We start from the raw sequence: 17,824 nt of genomic DNA, 5'->3' as shown, positions 1-17,824 counted from the left end.
GGAAGAAGGTGATCGCGGTGCTATCCACTATCGTTATTCCGCGCCGTATCTGGCTGTTAATCGGCTACGCTGCGGCTGCGGCTGTTTTGTTCTCCGCGCCTCTGTACTTGAGTGATTTCCGCCTGAATTTACTGGCGAAATGTCTTGCGTTTGCTATAGTCGCATTGGGTTTGGATCTGCTCTGGGGTTATACGGGGATCTTGAGCTTGGGTCATGGCGTATTCTTCGGATTAGGCGCTTACGCGATGGCGATGCATCTCAAGCTGGAGGCTGGGGGCTCGCGGCTTCCGGATTTCATGGATTGGATGGGCTTAACGAAGCTTCCATGGTTTTGGGAGCCCTTCAAGAGCTTTGCCTTCGCAGCAGTGATGGGGATTGCCATTCCTGCGTGTTTGGCTCTGTTGCTAGGTTTCTTTACCTTCCGTAATCGGATTCGAGGCGTTTACTTCACTATTCTGACTCAAGCTCTCGTTATCATTACGGTGACTTTGTTCGTAGGGCAGCAAGCATACACCGGGGGGACGAATGGACTGACGGGTTATACAAAGCTTTTTGGCTATAGCTTAAAATCCGACACCGGTAAGACAATGGTTTACTTGGCTACGGTTATCGCGCTTATAGCGGCTTTTCTTTTGTGCAGATTTCTGGTCAAAAGCCGGTTCGGCAAGGTGTTAAGAGCCATTCGAGACGGAGAGAACAGAACTCGGTTTCTCGGTTACGATCCCGCTATGTATCAAATGGCCGTATTTGCCATATCCGCAGGGCTTGCGGGACTTGCGGGAATGCTGTTCGTGCTTCACGTTGGGATCATTTCGCCAACGATGATGGCGATCGTACCGTCAATTGAGATGGTGCTGCTTGTCGCCATTGGCGGTCGGGGAACCTTAATTGGAGCTGTTATTGGAGCCGTTATTATGACTCAAGCCAAAAGTGAGCTTAGCGCCTCGTATCCTGATTTCTGGCTGTTCTTTCTCGGTGCGTTGTTCATTGTGGTCACGGTGTTCTTACCCGGCGGAATTGTCGGTCTAATCCGACAGCTGCGCCAAGCATTAGCTAGAAGGAGGAGTTCAGATGACATCAACCTCAATTCTGTCATGCCAAAAGGTAACGGTATCGTTTGATGGCTTCAAGGCGGTTTCGGACATGAGCTTAGAGTTGGCCGCGGGTGAGCTGCGGTTTCTGATCGGGCCTAACGGAGCGGGGAAGACAACGATGCTTGATGCCATTTGCGGCAAGGTTAAGCCTGCTGCGGGTACGGTTTCGTTCTATGGCCAGAAGGGCACTATTGACGTTACGCGACGTAAGGAGCATGAGATTGCACAGCTCGGTATCGGGCGCAAGTTCCAGACACCCTCGATCTTCGCGGGTCTCAGCGTTGAGGAGAATTTGGAGATTGCCATGTCGCAGAACCGCGGCGTATGGGCAACCTTGCGCGCATCTATGACCAAGACAGATGTTCAAAGAATCGACGCTGAGCTTGAGCTTATCGGGCTTGGGGATAAAAGAATGCTTCGTGCTGGACTTCTGTCCCATGGGGAAAAGCAGTGGCTGGAAATCGGAATGATGCTGCTGCAGGAGCCTGAGATCTTGCTTCTTGATGAGCCTGTGGCAGGTATGACTGATAAGGAAACCGATAAAACCGGCGAGCTGCTGCAGCAGATTGTCCAAAAGCGGACCGTTGTTGTCGTAGAGCATGATATGGAGTTTGTCCGTAATTTCGCAAGCAAGGTAACCGTCATGCACGAGGGTCGATTGCTGAAGGAAGGCTCCATGGACGAAGTGCAAAGAGACGATCGCGTGGCGGAAGTCTACCTAGGCAAGAAAAGGCGGGATTACGATGTTATCAGTTCACCAGCTTGAAGCGGGTTACGGTGAGAGTGTCATATTGCGTGATGTTTCTTTGGCGGTGGAGCCAGGTCAGGTTGTCTGTCTCATGGGGCGCAACGGCGTAGGGAAGACGACATTAGTGAAAAGCATTATGGGGCTGCTTAAAGCGCGCAGCGGCTCAATAACCTTTAAGGGGACTGATGTGACGAAGCGTGCGCCTGGAGAAAGAGCTAAGAAAGGTATTGGTTATGTTCCGCAAGGGCGTGAGATATTCTCTCAGCTGTCAGTATATGAGAATTTGCGATTAGGCCTAGAGGCTGTTCGTGATTCTGCCAAGCGAAAAAGTCGGGAGATTCCTCCTGAAGCCATCGAAAAATTCCCTGTGCTGCCGACGATGTACAAGAGGCGTGGAGGAGACTTAAGCGGCGGGCAGCAGCAGCAGCTTGCGTTTGCGCGTGCACTTATTTCCGAACCGGAATTACTGGTGCTCGACGAGCCAACGGAAGGCATTCAGCCGTCGATTGTAGATGACATACAGGATGTTATCCGTTCAATACGCAATGAAGGGAAGACGGCAATTCTCTTGGTAGAGCAGAGTCTTGATTTTGTTCGAAGTGTTGGGGACCGCTTCTATATCATGGAGAAAGGCTCTATTGTGTGGCAAGGTGGACGAGAGGATTTGGATGATCCTGCGATAATGAAGCATTTAACGATATAATAATATGTAATAATACCTAACATAAACATTGACGATTTTACAATTGTGTTGGTACAATGTAAACAAAGGTGACAATTGCATAGACGTTCTGCATTTGGGGAACGAAAGTCGTCTAGGGTTCCGTTGGCCGAAGGTCAAGCTGGTCCGAGAGACGGCGTATGGCAGGCAGGGAGTTGGAAATCGACGACCTCCGCCATATCACACGGAAGGATAAAAGCCTGGGAGACCCTCTCTCAGGCTTTTTCTGTTTAACGATACAGGTAGGATAGGTTAAGGTTTATCCTTCTCTGAATCGTCTGATACAAACGTCTACTGCCGTCCCAAGGACGGCGAAGCCGTTTTACTTGTTAAAGAGTTAAAAACAAAGGAGTGGGAGAGTCATGAAGCAAGGTTGGAGACGTTCGCGTAACGCGCTGTTCATCGCTTTGTCCGTTGTACTGCTGTTTGTTTGTGTTTTGTCCGCTTGCGGCAAAAAAGAAAGCTCCGGGAGTTCGGACGAGCCGATTACCATTGCGCTTAGCCCATGGCCGGGCTGGTTCTTCTGGTTCCTGGTCGAGGAAAAGGGGTTCTTCGAGAAACACAGAGTAAACGTCAAGCTGGAATGGTTCCCGGTTTACAGTGATTCCTTACAAGCGCTGGCTACGGGTAAAGTCGATGCCAACAGTCAGACGCTCTCCGATTCGCTTCCTCCCGCTTCCAAAGGAATCAAATTAAAAGCTGTTCTTGTCAATGACAATTCCGATGGCGGAGATGCGATTGTCAGCAAGCCTGACATCACATCCGTAAAGGACTTGAAGGGCAAGACAGTCGCAACGGAGCTAGGAACGGTCGATCATCTGCTTCTGCTGACCGCTTTGGAGCAGAACGGTATGTCTGAGGACGATATCAACTATACGAACATGACGGTTAATGACGCTGGTCCAGCGTTCATTGCGGGCAACACGGATGCTTCCGTCCTGTGGGAGCCGTTCCAGACGAAGGCTGTCAAAGAGGGTAATGGCAAAATTCTTTTTTCCTCGAAAGAAACGCCGGGACTCATTCCGGATTTACTCGTTTTTAAAGAGAGCGTCATAGAAGACCGTCCTGAAGATGTACAGAAAATCATAGATGCTTGGTTCGATGCATTGGATTATTTCAAGGAGAATGAGACGGAATCCATTGAATTGATGGCGAAGAAAGCCGAGACGACTCCGGAAGACTTCAAGCTAGGGTTGGATAGCATTAAGCTTTTCACTCGCGAGGACAACGTTGTTGCTTTTGGCCAACGGGATGAATACACCTCGCTTTCCTTTACGGGTAAGAAAACAGCCGAGTTCCTCAAGAAGCTTGAAATGATTAGCGAAATTCCCGATGTCGACGCTTTATTGGAGCCGAAGTTCGTACAAAAAGCAGCCGGGGAGTGATCGCTCATGAGTAAGCCGATTGAATCGTCAGGGGGACAGCCGGGTATCGCTCTCAAGGACCCAGGCCTTCTGGTTCCTCCATCGTCCGGCTCGAAGAGAAGAAAACGGCATGCCATGCAAATCTTTGAGGACATCCCGAAGCGCGGTTTCGGGATGACCGCAGCTTTTTCCTTTCTCATTCTGCTAGCTTTCTGGTCCGTGCTCAGCTATGGGGAGTTCGTTAATCCGATTTTCCTGCCTACGCCGGACAAAGTGTTGGTCAGCTTATTCAATCAGCTCGGATCAAGTATCTACTGGCATCATATCGGCATTAGCGTCTTCCGGGTCTCTGCCGGATTTACACTCGCCTGCTTGGTTGCCATCCCGATCGGTTTGTTCGCAGGAACTTATCGTTATGGGGAAGCGCTAGTTGAACCGCCGATGGAGTTCATCCGTTATATGCCAGCGGTGGCTTTCATCCCGCTCATCATGGTATGGGCGGGAATCGGGGAATGGGCCAAAATCCTGCTTATCTTCATTGGATGTTTTTTCCAGCTAGTGTTAATGGTCGCCTCCGATACGCGCCTCGTCTCTAAGGATCTGGTCCAAGCTTCTTTCACTCTGGGGGCGAGCCGTTGGCAAGCGATCGAAACTGTCATCATTCCGGCCGTGCAGCCGAGATTGCTCAATACGTTAAGGCTGATTCTGGGCTGGGCATGGACTTATCTGGTTGTCGCCGAGCTGGTCGCTGCCAACACCGGTCTCGGTTACGCCATCATGAAAGCCCAGCGGTTTATGAATACGGAACAAATCTTTGTCGGGATCATTGTTATTGGATTGCTCGGATTAATAAGCGACCGTATCTTTGCCTTCCTGAACCGCCGGCTGTACCCATGGGCGTGAAATTATTTGAAGGAGGACGACATCATGAGTGAAACGGCGGAAGCGGCGGCAGCTGTCAAAGATATCGGTCTAGGCGCAATATCCATACAAGGTGTCGGAAAAACATACCAGTCAGGGAAAACAACCTTCCGTGCGCTCGATGATATTGATCTGGAAATCGGCGCGAATGAATTTGTCACCATTCTAGGTCCGTCTGGCTGCGGGAAATCCACGTTGCTGCGTATTGTAGCCGGATTGGAAGAAGCCAATGAGGGAGAGATAGGGCTGGATGGCGAATATGTCGTGGGTCCAGGTGCCAATCGCGGCATGGTGTTTCAAGGCTATACGCTTTTTCCATGGTTGACCGTTCGTCAGAATATCGAGTATGGCCCGAAGCTCAAAGGGATATCGATTCTGGAACGCCGGGCCATCTCCAATCATTATTTGCGCATCACTAGATTGGAGTCGTTCGCGAACCGGTTTCCGAAACAATTGTCGGGAGGAATGAAACAACGGGTAGCCATAGCAAGGGCCCTTGCTAACGGGCCCAAAGTGATGCTTATGGATGAGCCTTTCGGCGCTTTGGACGCACAGACGAAGCTGGAAATGCAAGAATGCCTTCTAGACGTTATGGAGAAAGAGAAGACGACCGTTCTGTTCATTACCCATGATATCGACGAAGCGATTTTCCTGTCCCAACGAATTGTCGTCATGGCCGCAGGGCCAGGCCGCATTCTAAAGGAGTTTTCTGTCGCTCTGCCTGCGGAAAGGACGCCGGAGGTTCGCGAGCACCCCGAGTTTCTGAAGCTAAAGCGGGAGCTTGCCGCTCTGCTTAAACATCGTGACAACAATTAACGCATATTGGAGGACTATCGATTATGGGATTCTTTGATAACCATGGACAGAACTATCGCCGCATTCAGAATGAGGCTAGCTTTAATAAAGAAGATTTGCACGGCATTCAAGCCGCCGTTAAGGAAGGCACGCTGCCGCAGACGAGAGCGCAAGAAGAAATTCAGCGTAATCTCAAGCTTGGCCTTGAGGCGGCCGATAGCATTGGAGACCGTACTATCTCAACCTTCAGCCGCGGGGAGCTGCCGCATTACGCCGGAATCAACACCTTTCTGAAAATGCCGTATCTTGAAGACGTAAATAAGGTTGATGAATACGATGTCGCAGTCATGGGAGTTCCCTTCGATATCGGGACCACTTACCGTTCCGGAACCCGGTTCGGCCCGCAAGCGATTCGCCGCATATCGGCGTTGTATCAAACTTATAATTATGAGATGGGCGTGGATTTGCGGGAGCAGCTTAAAATCTGCGATCTTGGCGATGTGTTCACCATTGCCAACATCGAGAAAAGCTTTGACCAAATTACGAAAGCCGTTTCCCATGTCATGGGCAAAGGAACGATGCCGATTATACTGGGCGGAGATCATTCCATCGGATTCCCTTGCGTAAGGGGGGTCGCGGAGAACGTGGAAGGAAACATCGGAATCATTCATTTGGACCGTCATATCGATATTCAAGAGAAGGATATGGACGAGCGGATGCATACGACTCCATGGTTCCATGCAACCAATATCAAGAACGCCCCTCCGGTTAACCTAGTGCAGATCGGAATTGGGGGCTGGCAGGTGCCGCGCGCCGGCGTAACGGTCGGCCGCGAGCGCGGAACGACTATTATGACTATCAATGACGTGGAAACGCTGGGCATCGAGAAAGTGGCTGAAATGGCATTAGAAGTAGCCTGGAAGGGTGCAAAGGCTGTATACTTAAGCTTTGATATCGATTCTATCGACTGCGGCTTTGTACCGGGAACCGGCTGGCCGGAGCCGGGCGGGTTCCTGCCGCGAGAAGCATTGAAGCTCATGCATCTTGTAGCCAAAGAAGGGCTTGCCGCCATGGAAGTGGTCGAGGTTGCGCCTGCATACGACATCAGTGATACGACAGCATTGTTAGCGACACGTGCCGTTCTGGATGTATTGGCGACGATGGTGGATAACGGAAAAATCGGAGGTAAGTAATATATGCATATTCCGGACGGATTTCTCGACGTCAAATCATGCGTGACCACGGGGTTGCTTGGGATTGGTGCGGTTGCCTACAGTCTTAGGAAAACAAAGATCTCGCTGTCTCGGAAGCAGGTGCCCATGATTGCGTTGACAGGTGCTTTTATTTTTGCTGCTCAGATGGTTAATTTCCCGATTGCCGGTGCGACATCGGGACATTTCCTCGGCGGTACGATGGCGTCTATCCTGTTCGGACCGGCGGTTGCAGTTGTCATTATGTCCGCTGTGCTTATTATCCAAGCTTTAGTTTTCCAGGATGGCGGGTTGACGGTTCTTGGGGCGAACATTATCTGCACCGGAGTTATTGGATCATATGCGGGTTATGGCGTATATCGTCTGGGGCTAAGCCTGTTGCGAGGACGCGCGATGAAAGTCACCACGTTTCTAGCTGGTTGGTGCTCTATCGTCTCGGCCTCCTGCGGGGTGGCTTTACTGCTCGCTTGGTCGAATACGTTCCCCCTAGGAATCGCAATTAAGGCGATGACGGGGTGGCATAGCCTCATCGGCGTTGGCGAAGGCTTAATTACTGCATTAGTGGTTGCTTATTTGACGGAACGCAATGTTGTGGATGGGCTGAGGTCGCAACAGGAGGTACACTTGTCATGAGTAAACCGCCGATTGTAACGAGCAATAAACGTAAATGGCTTATTATGGCTATTCTTACCGTAATTGTAGCAGGAGTGATCTCTTATTTCGCTTCCCCGCATCCCGATGGGCTGGAGAGGGTGGCAGAAAATAACGGTTTTATCGATAAGGCTAAGGAACCTTCCTGGATTGCATGGATTCAAGGCTATGAGCTGCCCGGCATTCAGGTGCCGATTCTGAAGGTTGGATTGGCGGGAATTGTTGGGGTTGCCTTGATGTTCTTGGTTTTGTATGGATTGACAAAGACGCTGACGCGCCGCGAGGAGGACAACAATGTCGGGGAAAGCGATCATCACCCTTCATGAGACGGAAGGCGTTAATCCTCTAATCGCCAAGCCGTCCCATCGTTTGTGGACGGTTCTGGCCCTTTTGTGCACAGTTGTTATCCTATGGCAGCCCGCCGTCCTATCCGCAGCGGCCGGGTTGTTCTTGTTCGTGCTGCTTTGGTGCGGCATTCCGATTCAGAACATACTGGGAAGAATGCTGCTGCTCTTGCCCTTTGGTGCAGGAGCGGTTGTTTTTATCCCTTTTCATACACCTGGAATTCCTGCCTTCCAGCTACTAGGCTTCATGGCGACGGAAGAAGGAGTGCAGCGGGCAAGCGTTATCTTGCTCAAACTGGTGAATGCCAACTTATTACTTACCTATTTGTTGTCCGTTACCCCCCTGTTTGTTCTTCTCCGAAGCTTACGTTCTATTGGGGTACCGGCCATTTTATTGGAATTGATGATGCTGATGATGAGATATTTCTTTCTGATCAAGGACGAAGCGGTCAGCATGTCCAGGGCGCAGCGTGCTCGGGGCATGAAGCTTAACGGCTGGGCATGGAGTGCAAGGACCTACCGGCGCTTCGGTCAACTCGTGGGAGTGTTGTTCCTGCGGGCCTATCAGCGCAGTCAAAGGATTTATATCGCGATGTCGGCAAGAGGCGGCTTGGAGGGGGAGATACCGTTGATTTCTGACAATGGATCGAAAGCTGCAGAGGCGAGCATTCCCGTTCCGGGGGCTGGATCGGGTTTATCGCGGCTTGCCGTCCAGGTTCGAGAAGTGACCTTTTCTTATGGGAATATTAAAGCTTTAAATGGAGTGTCCTTCGACATTCCCGTCGGATGCAAAGTTGCCCTTATGGGGCCGAACGGCGCGGGGAAATCGACGCTCATCTCATTACTGAATGGATTAGAGCTTTCACAGTCAGGTGAAGTCCGATTGTTCGGAGACGCCGTGAAGCGTGATAATGGAGATCGACTTCGCCGAAGGGTGGGAGTCGTCTATCAGGATCCAGACGACCAAATTTTCTCGACATCTGTTGAAGAAGATGTGGCTTTCGGCCCCCGCAATCTTGGACTCAGCGAAGAGGAAGTGATGGAGCGTGTCGAAACGGCGCTTGGCAGTGTCGGGATGAGGGAGATGAGAAGGCGGTCCCCATTCGAGCTCAGCTATGGACAGAAGCGACGTGTTGCCATAGCGGGCGTACTTGCGATGAGGCCTGAATTTATTATTCTCGATGAACCGATGTCGTTCTTGGATCCTAAAGGCCGCGATGAGCTTCAAGCGCTGCTGGAAAGCATGCATCTGATGGGAATGACCATTATGGTTGCGACACATGACGTTGATTTCGCGGCGGAGTGGGCCGACAGGGTGCTGCTGCTCAAGGATGGCAAGCTGCTGGCCTCGGGCACCACCGAGCTATTGTTCGAAGATGAGCTCCTGGAGCAGGCTTCGCTTCATCTGCCACGGCTTGCGCGTCCATTCCGCTTGCTTAGGGAAGCAGAAGATCAGCGTCCGCGGACAGTAAGGCAGGCGGCGCAAATAATTTGGAAACTGATGGTGAAGAGCGCGGCTCCAGCTGCGGAGCCGATTAGCTCGTTGAAGGAAGTGGGACCAAAAAAGGAAATTAATGGAATCAAATTGCGCAAACGGCCCTAATGCGGGTTGTAGAACAACAACGGCGGGTTGCGAGTTTGAGGTTTATTGAAATGGATATTCCCACAAGTAGCTGGGTGAACGCATAAGAAAATGGGAGAGGTTGAATACTACATTTACGATTCAATGTCACCTTTTTCCGATTGTTCTAACGTGCGTCATAAAGACCGGCAGGTCATTTGCGCCGGTAGCTGCAGCGTTAATACACCAATGAAAGTGGGGCAACACAGCTATGAAAGCAACCGGTATTGTACGCCGAATTGATGACCTCGGACGGGTCGTCATTCCGAAAGAAATTCGCCGAACGCTCCGCATCCGGGAAGGAGATCCGCTGGAAATTTTCGTGGATCGGGATGGGGAGGTCATTCTTAAAAAATATTCTCCAATCGGTGAGTTAGGTGAGTTTGCCAAGGAATATGCCGAGTCTTTATCTGAAAGCACTGGTCACATTGCGATGATCTCTGATCGTGATATCTTCATCGCTGTTGCCGGGGCTTCCAAGAAAGATTATCAGGACAAAGCAATTGGAAATTTATTGGAATCGTGCATGGACAATCGCAAAATCATTATGGAGTCAGGTTCGGGGACTTACGAGATTTTCCGCGATATTCATGAGACCTTTAGCTCCTTCGTTGCCGCACCGATCGTGACTGGCGGAGACCCTATTGGTACAGTGGTTTTGATCAGTAAGGACGAGCAGGTAACCATGGCGGATATGGAAAGCAAGATGGTGGAAACGGCTGCTGGTTTTCTGGGTAAACAAATGGAGCAGTAAGCTGAAACAGACCTCTCAGAGAAGTTTCCCGAGCGAAGGACGACTGTTCGCATGGGAAGCTTTTTTGCGTGCATTAGAAAGGGTATAATCAGAACATCAAGAGATGGAGCGGGTTTCAGCTAGCTGGCGAAATGGGGAGCATTAAGGGAATGGAACAAGAGTCGAATCAAATCGGGAAAAAGGTTTTATGGCAAGGGGCGGCACTGCTTGGGGGAGCGGCGTTATTGTCTAAGCTGATTGGAACCATGCAGAAGATCCCATTGCAAAATCTGGCTGGAGATGAAGTGTTCGGTCTTTATAGCGCTGTGTACGCACTATCCGTCATGTGGCTGACGCTTGCATCCGCGGGGATTCCGGTTGCCGTTAGCGTGTTGGTTGCAGAAAGGATTGCAAACGGTGACGAGTCTGGTGCACAAAGAGTGGTTCGTTGGTCGTTAGGACTCCTATGCTGGAGTGGACTTCTTATGTTCGTGATCTTATGGGTTGGGGCAGAGTGGTTTGCTAATTTGCTTGGCTTGGAGTCCGCGGCTCCAGCGATTCGAATGTCATCGTTAGCACTGCTCGTTGCCCCTGCGACTGCGGTGTTAAGAGGTTACCGTCAAGGCGGGATGCAAATGCAGCCCCCGGCTTTGTCCCAGCTGATTGAGCAAACCGCCCGCGTCGCCTTTATGCTTATTGCGATTTTCTGGGCGATTCAAGAAGCTTGGTCACCGTCGGCTACGGCAGCTGCCGTTCACGGTGGATTAGCGGTTGGTGCAATAGCAGGGCTAATTACGATGTTATGCTACACTGGCAGAAAGCGTAACAAGCCCTTTCTCATTCGGGCCGCCGGTACAAGAAAAACCTTCGGCGCTGCGACTTCGCCTATTCGGCTAGTTAAGCTTCCTGAAAGTCGAAGGTCATTGCTGAAACGGATAATCACCGTTGCCTTTCCGATTGCCATCGCTTCGATAGTTGCTCCCTTGCTCGGGTTGATTGACGCTTTCTCTATTCCTCGGCTCCTGCAGCAAGACGATATGGATACAGCTTTATCTCTGTCCCAGTTCGGTATATACAATCGGGGCGTTGCCCTGCTTCAGCTCGTTATCATGGGTGCGGCGGGTGCGGCAGCAGTGCTTGTGCCTGCGCTAACGGCGGCCCGGGCTCGCGGCGATGAGGCGGCCTTCACCTCGCGCGCACGGTTCGCCATGCGCCTTGCGTGGTGGATCGGCGGGGCGGCTGCGGTAGGATTGGCGCTGCTTGCCTCGCCGATCAACATAGCGTTATTCGCCAACGGGAGCGGTACCGCCGCCATGGCTATCATTGCCCTTGCCGCAGCAGGCGGCACGCTGCAAGCCGTGAGCGCGGCGTTGCTGCAGGGCATGGGCGACCTGAGGTCGCCCGCCGTCAACCTCGCCGCCGCTGCGCTGCTAAAGCTCACGCTCAACGCGGTGCTGGTGCCCGCGTACGGCATAGTCGGCGCCGCCGCCGCCATGGCCGCGGCCTTCGCCGCCGCGGCCGTGCTTAACGCGCTGTCCTTGCGCCAGCGCGTCCAACTGCCAGCCCCGCGACTAGCCATCGCGTGGCGCTCTGCCGCTGCGCTGGCCGCCATGGCGGCAGCGGTCGCTTTACTGGCGCTAGGTCTGGGCGCGCTGACCGCCGCCCTGCCCGAGCGCCTGCAGGCCCTCCTTGTCGCCCTGCCCGGCGTCATGGTCGGTGCCATCGTCTTTGCAGCGGCGCTTGTCGCCTTGGGCGCCATCGCTCCGCAGGAGTGGCGCGAGCTGCCGGGTTTATCCGGCAGCCGCATCGAACGCTGGCTAACCCGTTTGCATTCGGCAGCACATCGAAACCATAAAGTCTCATAATCCCGGGAAGGATGATGTAATCATATGCCACCCTCAATCACGATCCTCGGACTAGGTTCCGGAGGAGAAGATCAATTAACGCTAGGCACGCTTAAGGTATTGGAGCGATCCATCCATCGCTATGTACGCACTGCCTATCATCCGGCGGTTGCTGATTTGCAGCGGCGGAGCATTACTTTCGAAGCTTTTGACGCGATATATGAGCAATCCGACTCCTTCGAGCAGGTTTATGAGGCAATCACCGGCGCGCTCATCTTAGCAGCAAAGAAAAATCCGGACGAGAACATTGTTTATGCCGTGCCAGGACATCCGATGGTCGCGGAAAGAACCGTACAATTACTTCGTCAGCGCACTCCGGAGGAAGGAATAGCCGTAACTCTTCTTGGCGGAGAAAGCTTTCTGGATCAATCCTTCACCCGTCTAGGCTTTGATCCGATCGAAGGGTTCCAGCTTCTGGATGCGGGGGATTTAATGCGAGAGCATCTGCGTCCTCGGTTACATACCGTCATCGGACAAGTCTACGATGCCTTTACCGCATCCGAGGTGAAGCTGACGCTAATGAGCGTCTATCCGGACGATCACCCGGTTACCGTGGGCCAAGCGTTGGGAGTGCCAGGGCTTGAGAATATCCAACAGGTGCCGCTTCATGAACTGGACCGCTTAGATGCCTACGGAAACCTTACGCTCGTTTACATACCCGCAAGCACGGATGACCAGCTTCGGCGCCGCTCCTTCGAAAGGCTGCACGAGATCGTTTCTGTTCTTCGCAGCCCGAATGGCTGTCCTTGGGACCAAGAGCAGACCCATCAGTCTATCCGCAAGAACTTCATCGAGGAGACGTTCGAGGCGATCGAAGCGATTGATCTCGATGATCCTGACAGCATGAAGGAAGAATTCGGCGATGTGATCCTTCAGGTACTTCTGCATAGCCAGATGGAAGAGGAGACGGGCGCCTTCGACGTCTACGATGTGCTGGCGGAGCTCAACGATAAGCTGATTTTCCGGCATCCTCATGTATTCGGCGGGGAGAATGCCCGGGATGCGGAAGAAGCTTTGAAGAATTGGGAGCAAATGAAAGCGGAAGAGAAGAAGCGCAAGGGCGTCCCCGAGCGTCAATCCATTCTCGATGGCATTCCCAAAGATCTTCCCTCGCTGCCTCGCGCCCATAAAGTTCAGAAGAAAGCAGCGGGAGTAGGTTTTGACTGGCCGGATTTGGAAGGAGTATTCGACAAAATCGAAGAAGAGCTTAAGGAGCTGCGCCATGCTGTCGCCCATGAAGATCAGGAGCGCCAGCAGGATGAGCTCGGAGATCTGCTATTCGCCGTCGTTAACGCCTCAAGGTTCCTCAAGGCGGATCCTGAGGAGGCGCTCGCGGGAACGAATCGCAAATTCGCAAAACGCTTCCGTTACATTGAAGAGCAGCTGCGTATAAACGGCCGTACTTTTGAGCAAACTGACTTGTCAGAGATGGAATTCTGGTGGCAGGAAGCAAAAAAACTGCCGATTGCGCCATAAAAACCGATATTCCGCCGAAAAACCCCAACTTTCTACCTATTTCGAGAAAATATTTTCTAATTTGGCAGGATTTTTTTAACAAAGGGCAGAATAGTAAACTTCGTGTATAAAAAACCAACGTTTCCAACGGCTTCAACCCTTGCGGAACGAAATTTAGGTTATGACCCTTAGGAGGAATTTAGTACCATGAACAAAACCGATCTGATCAACAACATCGCAGAAAAAAGCGGCTTGACGAAGAAAGACGTAGAATCCGTATTGAATGGCTTCTTGGGCGAAGTAACTGACGCTCTTGCTAGCGGAGACAAAGTACAACTAATCGGCTTTGGCACATTCGAAACTCGCAGCCGCTCGGGCCGCGTAGGCCGCAACCCGCAAACAGGTAACGCCATCACGATCCCGGCTTCCAAAGTACCTGCTTTCAAAGCCGGCAACAAATTGAAAGACGCTGTAAAGTAATTCATGCGTCTGGACAAATTTCTGAAGGTGTCGCGGCTCATTAAGCGCCGCACCGTCGCGAAGGACGTGTCCGATCAAGGACGCGTCCTTCTCAACGGTAAAGAGGCAAAGCCCAGCAGCGAAATCAAGATTGGGGATGTGCTGGACATACAATTCGGACAGCGAACATTAACCGTACAGGTTGAACGGTTGACGGATTCCAATCGCAAAGAGGACATCCAAGGGCTTTACACCATTTTGAAGGAAGAAGCCCGCAAGAAAGAGGACGATTTGTTCTTGTGAGCAAGCTCAAGGTAGTGAAATTCAACCCCGCCATAGAGTGGGGTTTTTTAGATTCAAGGAGGTTCAAGGAATGACTCATCTATTCGACATCTGGATCGGTGCATATGCGAAGCGAAATGAAGTAGGTATAACGAAGCTGCAGCTTGATACGCAAGCGGGCAAGCTCACCAAAGTGTCCGAATATAGCGGAATCGATAATCCTTCCTTTCTGACTACGGACTCCAAAGGCCGCTATATGCATGTTGTTAGCGAAGTTCTAGAAACCGATGGCAACCCGACGGGCGAACTTGTGACCTTCGAGCTGCCTGGGGATTCCTCGGAAACCTTGCGTGAAGCTTCCTCGCATCAAACCTTAGGCGGTGCCCCTTGTTATGTCATGCTGGATGGTGCCGAGAAGTACATAGCCGTATCGAATTACATGGGCCCTTCCGTCACTTTATATCCCGTATCTGAGAATGGAATTCCCGGGCCGGCAAGTGTGCGCTTCCGTCACACTGGATCCGGTCCTAACACAGACAGACAAGAGATGGCTCATCCGCACTCCGCGGTATTCAGTCTCGACGGCCAATTTTTGTTCGTGCCTGATCTGGGTTTAGATAAAATTATGGTATATACGCTCGATTCGGAACAGCAATGGGTTGGGCACGATGCAGTAAGCTTGCCGCCCGGCGCTGGGCCTCGGCATTTCAAGTTTCATCCATCCGGCAGAACCGCTTATGTCGTGAATGAGCTGGATTGTACGGTTACCCGATTCACTTATGAGCAGCCGGGTGTACTTGAGAAGCAAGAGAGTCTAACGACACTTCCTGACACCTTCACTGGCGAGAACACATGCGCAGAGCTGGTTATATCTCCAGATGGTCGTTATCTATATGCTTCAAATCGGGGTCACGACAGCCTTGCCGTCATGAAGCTGAATGAAGCCTCGGGTGAGCTTGAAGGTGCGGGTTTCGTATCCACTAGAGGGAAAAGTCCAAGGAATTTCTCGATTACACCCGATGGCGGGTGGCTTGTGGCTGCGAATCAGCAATCGGACTCTGTTGTGCTGTTCAGCATTGAGCCCAAGTCGGGTCTCCCGATTTATGCCAGTGTAGAATTATTGATCAGTAAACCTGTGTGTGTACATATCCGCTAATGGCAAGGTTTTCACTGCTGCGCAAGTCAAATCCCCGACTGCCATGCTTTGAAAGTTCTATTTCGTCCCTCTAGTCCATAGGCTAGTCTTAAAGGTAAGGGGGGACGTGCCATGGAACACGTGAAGGGCGCTAAGCACCAGGAAATCCGGATGCTTAATCGCAAAACATTGGATATCTCCGGAGTCAGCAACGTGGATAGTTTCGATAATGAGGAATTTCTACTGGAAACAGAATGCGGATTTCTAACTGTGCGAGGCCAAAACCTTCATATGAAAAACCTGAGCTTAGAGCAGGGGCTTGTTTCGATTGAAGGGACAATTCACTCTCTCGTTTATCTGGATGGGAATACCGGGGCCAAGTCGAAAGGCTTGTTCGGGAAGATGTTCAAGTGAACGCAGCGGCACAATGGATGACGATCGCGTCTATGTTGATGTGTGGACTAGCCATGGGGATCGTCTTTGACGTCTATCGTGTCGCTTCTCACCGATTCCATGTTGCCAGATGGCTGCTTCCTGCATTGGACGTAGTTTATTGGGCAGCAGCTACGCTCGGGGTATTCAGCATTTTGCTTGGAAGCAATCAGGGCGAGGTACGGCTGTATGTTTTTTTGGGACTTGGAATCGGTGTTACGGGTTATTTCGGTCTGTTTAGTAACTTAGTGGTCAAGCTTTCGGGAATAATCATAGATATTATAAAATCTCTGTTTCAATTTCTCTGGAAGATGGTTAATACAATGTTACTGACTCCATTTTTTTGGATTGTCAGATTGTTGGCCAAGCTGATTGATATCTTGTTTATCATTACTGCGGCTCTATTGCTTTGGCTAGGGAAGCTGTTGCTTAGACCGTTATCTGCGTTTGGGAGGTGGCTGTGGCCTAAGCTTCTACCCATTCGGCGCACCTTTGAGCCGATTACTCGTTTCTTTAAACACCTTCAGGAGCGTTGGCGACAAATCCGGGATTTATTGAAAAAAAAGCCTTAATAATGGTTCGACAACATTTTTATGACAATTGCATCGTAAGAAGGATATTTTCAACAATCCATATTATGCTATAATAATTTCGTCCCTTCGTTTGTAACAAGGGGAAACGACCTAGTTACATAAGAAAGGAGGCATCGGAATGTCTTCTGGTACATTATCTGCGACCCCTGCAATTACAGGAGCACGCAGAAGATTGAAGCTATTACTGGTTGTCATTGTTCTATTCATGTGCTGGGCAGTATATATTCTTTTCACTCAACATTTGCAGATAAGCGATCGTTCTGGTCAATTGCAGGAATCCAAAAAGAAGCTTACCGATGCCGAGACGAAGAGCCAGATCCTCCAGCAGGAGATTGCCCGGTTGAATGATCCAGAATACATCAGCCAAATCGCGCGTAAAGAACAAGGACTTGGTTTTCCCGGGGAGATCCCGATTACTATTGAAAAAAATGATCCATAAGCCGTTTTCTAGTTGAACGTCGGTTGACCTTGCTTTCATTTGTCGGTATAATCGGCATAGCCGAACTTATGTAGTTCGGGCACATTTAGGTTCAGGGAGGAACATCGGTTTTTATGACCATCGAAGTGGGCACGAAATTAGAGGGAAAAGTTACCGGTATTACACATTTCGGAGCATTTGTAGATCTTACGGGTGGAGTTACAGGACTTGTTCACATTTCCGAGATTGCTGACAGCTACGTAAAGGATGTTCATGAACATCTGAAAATTAATGACATGGTTACGGTCAAGGTTATTAATGTGGATAAAGACGGTAAGATTGGTCTGTCCATTCGTCAAGCTGTAGATAAACCGCCGGAGCAAGTACAAGCACAACAACCGCAACAACGTGGACCACGTGAGCGTGGCGGCGGTCGTCCATTCAATAAACAGGGCGGCGGTGCTGGTAGATCACCCTCTTTTGACGATAAATTATCTCGCTTCCTCAAGGATAGCGAAGAACGCATTTCTAATCTTAAGAAGAGCACCGAATCCAAACGAGGCGGTCGTGGCGGACGTCGCTCGTAAGATATAAGTGTTTCATGTATTTGGAACCGGACCCTTGGTCCGGTTTTGTTCTGTTTAGGATGATATGATTTATCGCAGTCTGTAGATGAGATGTGTCCATGTGTACCTAGAGCCTCACATCGAGCACCAAAAGTAACTACTTGTATTTGATGACGAAGTCCCCCGCCATAACCCGGCTTGCAGTTTGCATACTGCAAACTACAGCCCTCCAACCCGCCATAATCCGCCGTGCAGTTTGCATACTGCAAACTACAGCCCCCAAACCCGCCATAACCCGCCGTGCAGTTTGCATACTGCAAACTACAGTCCCCCAACCCGCCATAACCCGCCGTGCAGTTTGCATACTGCAAACTACA

21 protein-coding genes and 1 riboswitch are annotated in these 17,824 nt (G+C 51.0%); of the genes, 20 read left to right on the top strand and 1 reads right to left on the bottom strand.

Translation table 11 applies throughout. From position 1 onward, the window contains the following. The first annotated feature begins 17 nt into the window (after nt 1-17). The 20 genes from urtC (at nt 18) to ACESLK_RS22650 (ending at nt 17,468) form a co-directional block, all read left to right on the top strand. Entirely contained in the window at nt 18-1,121 is a 1,104-nt protein-coding gene (gene urtC / locus ACESLK_RS22745; RefSeq protein ID WP_373232003.1) for an urea ABC transporter permease subunit UrtC, read from the top strand. Then, on the top strand, nt 1,072-1,860 hold the full coding sequence (gene urtD / locus ACESLK_RS22740; protein WP_373232002.1) for an urea ABC transporter ATP-binding protein UrtD: 789 nt from the start codon (nt 1,072-1,074) through the stop codon (nt 1,858-1,860). Before urtC ends, urtD begins: the two co-directional genes overlap by 50 nt. Beyond that, entirely contained in the window at nt 1,838-2,545 is a 708-nt protein-coding gene (gene urtE, locus ACESLK_RS22735; protein ID WP_373232001.1) for an urea ABC transporter ATP-binding subunit UrtE, read from the top strand. Before urtD ends, urtE begins: the two co-directional genes overlap by 23 nt. A 101-nt stretch (nt 2,546-2,646) precedes the next feature. Further along, nucleotides 2,647-2,772: riboswitch (guanidine-I (ykkC/yxkD leader) on the top strand. 153 nt (nt 2,773-2,925) lie between these two features. Then, nucleotides 2,926-3,948 (top strand): ABC transporter substrate-binding protein, encoded by a 1,023-nt coding sequence (locus ACESLK_RS22730; protein ID WP_373232000.1) that lies wholly within the window; start codon nt 2,926-2,928, stop codon nt 3,946-3,948. A 6-nt stretch (nt 3,949-3,954) separates the two neighbouring features. Continuing rightward, complete coding sequence (locus ACESLK_RS22725; RefSeq protein WP_373231999.1) at nt 3,955-4,830, top strand: ABC transporter permease; 876 nt, start codon at nt 3,955-3,957, stop codon at nt 4,828-4,830. A 24-nt stretch (nt 4,831-4,854) separates the two neighbouring features. Beyond that, nucleotides 4,855-5,664, top strand: a complete 810-nt coding sequence (locus ACESLK_RS22720) for an ABC transporter ATP-binding protein (RefSeq protein WP_373231998.1) — start codon at nt 4,855-4,857, stop codon at nt 5,662-5,664. A 23-nt stretch (nt 5,665-5,687) separates the two neighbouring features. Beyond that, nucleotides 5,688-6,836 carry an agmatinase family protein gene (locus ACESLK_RS22715; protein WP_373231997.1) on the top strand — a complete coding sequence of 383 codons (1,149 nt, stop codon included), beginning with the start codon at nt 5,688-5,690 and terminating at the stop codon, nt 6,834-6,836. 3 nt (nt 6,837-6,839) lie between these two features. Next, nucleotides 6,840-7,487 carry an energy-coupling factor ABC transporter permease gene (locus tag ACESLK_RS22710; RefSeq protein ID WP_373231996.1) on the top strand — a complete coding sequence of 216 codons (648 nt, stop codon included), beginning with the start codon at nt 6,840-6,842 and terminating at the stop codon, nt 7,485-7,487. Next, on the top strand, nt 7,484-7,831 hold the full coding sequence (locus ACESLK_RS22705) for a PDGLE domain-containing protein (protein ID WP_373231995.1): 348 nt from the start codon (nt 7,484-7,486) through the stop codon (nt 7,829-7,831). The genes ACESLK_RS22710 and ACESLK_RS22705 overlap by 4 nt, the downstream gene beginning before the upstream one ends. Beyond that, a complete protein-coding gene (cbiQ, locus tag ACESLK_RS22700) occupies nt 7,800-9,452 on the top strand; it encodes a cobalt ECF transporter T component CbiQ (protein WP_373231994.1) in 1,653 nt (550 codons plus the stop codon). The genes ACESLK_RS22705 and cbiQ overlap by 32 nt, the downstream gene beginning before the upstream one ends. A gap of 229 nt (nt 9,453-9,681) precedes the next feature. Beyond that, on the top strand, nt 9,682-10,224 hold the full coding sequence (spoVT, locus tag ACESLK_RS22695) for a stage V sporulation protein T (protein ID WP_373231993.1): 543 nt from the start codon (nt 9,682-9,684) through the stop codon (nt 10,222-10,224). A 149-nt stretch (nt 10,225-10,373) separates the two neighbouring features. Next, entirely contained in the window at nt 10,374-12,068 is a 1,695-nt protein-coding gene (locus ACESLK_RS22690) for a putative polysaccharide biosynthesis protein (RefSeq protein WP_373231992.1), read from the top strand. 24 nt (nt 12,069-12,092) lie between these two features. Then, complete coding sequence (yabN, locus tag ACESLK_RS22685; protein WP_373231991.1) at nt 12,093-13,583, top strand: bifunctional methyltransferase/pyrophosphohydrolase YabN; 1,491 nt, start codon at nt 12,093-12,095, stop codon at nt 13,581-13,583. Between the two features lie 186 nt (nt 13,584-13,769). Beyond that, nucleotides 13,770-14,042, top strand: a complete 273-nt coding sequence (locus ACESLK_RS22680) for an HU family DNA-binding protein (protein ID WP_373231990.1) — start codon at nt 13,770-13,772, stop codon at nt 14,040-14,042. 3 nt (nt 14,043-14,045) lie between these two features. Continuing rightward, nucleotides 14,046-14,324, top strand: coding sequence for an RNA-binding S4 domain-containing protein (locus ACESLK_RS22675; RefSeq protein ID WP_373231989.1), 279 nt, complete (start codon nt 14,046-14,048; stop codon nt 14,322-14,324). Between the two features lie 70 nt (nt 14,325-14,394). Continuing rightward, on the top strand, nt 14,395-15,459 hold the full coding sequence (locus ACESLK_RS22670) for a lactonase family protein (RefSeq protein WP_373231988.1): 1,065 nt from the start codon (nt 14,395-14,397) through the stop codon (nt 15,457-15,459). Nucleotides 15,460-15,570: 111 nt separating this feature from the next. After that, nucleotides 15,571-15,852 carry a sporulation protein YabP gene (gene yabP, locus ACESLK_RS22665; protein WP_373231987.1) on the top strand — a complete coding sequence of 94 codons (282 nt, stop codon included), beginning with the start codon at nt 15,571-15,573 and terminating at the stop codon, nt 15,850-15,852. Then, nucleotides 15,849-16,442, top strand: a complete 594-nt coding sequence (gene yabQ, locus ACESLK_RS22660; protein ID WP_373231986.1) for a spore cortex biosynthesis protein YabQ — start codon at nt 15,849-15,851, stop codon at nt 16,440-16,442. The genes yabP and yabQ overlap by 4 nt, the downstream gene beginning before the upstream one ends. A gap of 139 nt (nt 16,443-16,581) precedes the next feature. Next, a complete protein-coding gene (locus ACESLK_RS22655; protein ID WP_373231985.1) occupies nt 16,582-16,902 on the top strand; it encodes an FtsB family cell division protein in 321 nt (106 codons plus the stop codon). Nucleotides 16,903-17,015: 113 nt separating this feature from the next. Next, the gene (locus tag ACESLK_RS22650) at nt 17,016-17,468 is read left to right on the top strand and encodes a S1 domain-containing RNA-binding protein (RefSeq protein ID WP_373231984.1); all 453 of its coding nucleotides are present in this window, start codon (nt 17,016-17,018) and stop codon (nt 17,466-17,468) included. 136 nt (nt 17,469-17,604) lie between these two features. On the opposite strand, the gene ACESLK_RS22645 is transcribed toward ACESLK_RS22650, so the two are convergent. After that, nucleotides 17,605-17,824, bottom strand: a 220-nt coding sequence (locus ACESLK_RS22645) for a hypothetical protein (protein ID WP_373231983.1), incomplete at its 5' end; no start/stop codon positions are given.

Origin of the sequence: Cohnella sp. (assembly GCF_041640265.1) — a bacterium.
Taxonomy (GTDB): domain Bacteria; phylum Bacillota; class Bacilli; order Paenibacillales; family Paenibacillaceae; genus Cohnella.
Note: the sequence above shows the minus strand (reverse complement) of the source record. Positions and strands in the feature narration are given on the sequence as shown.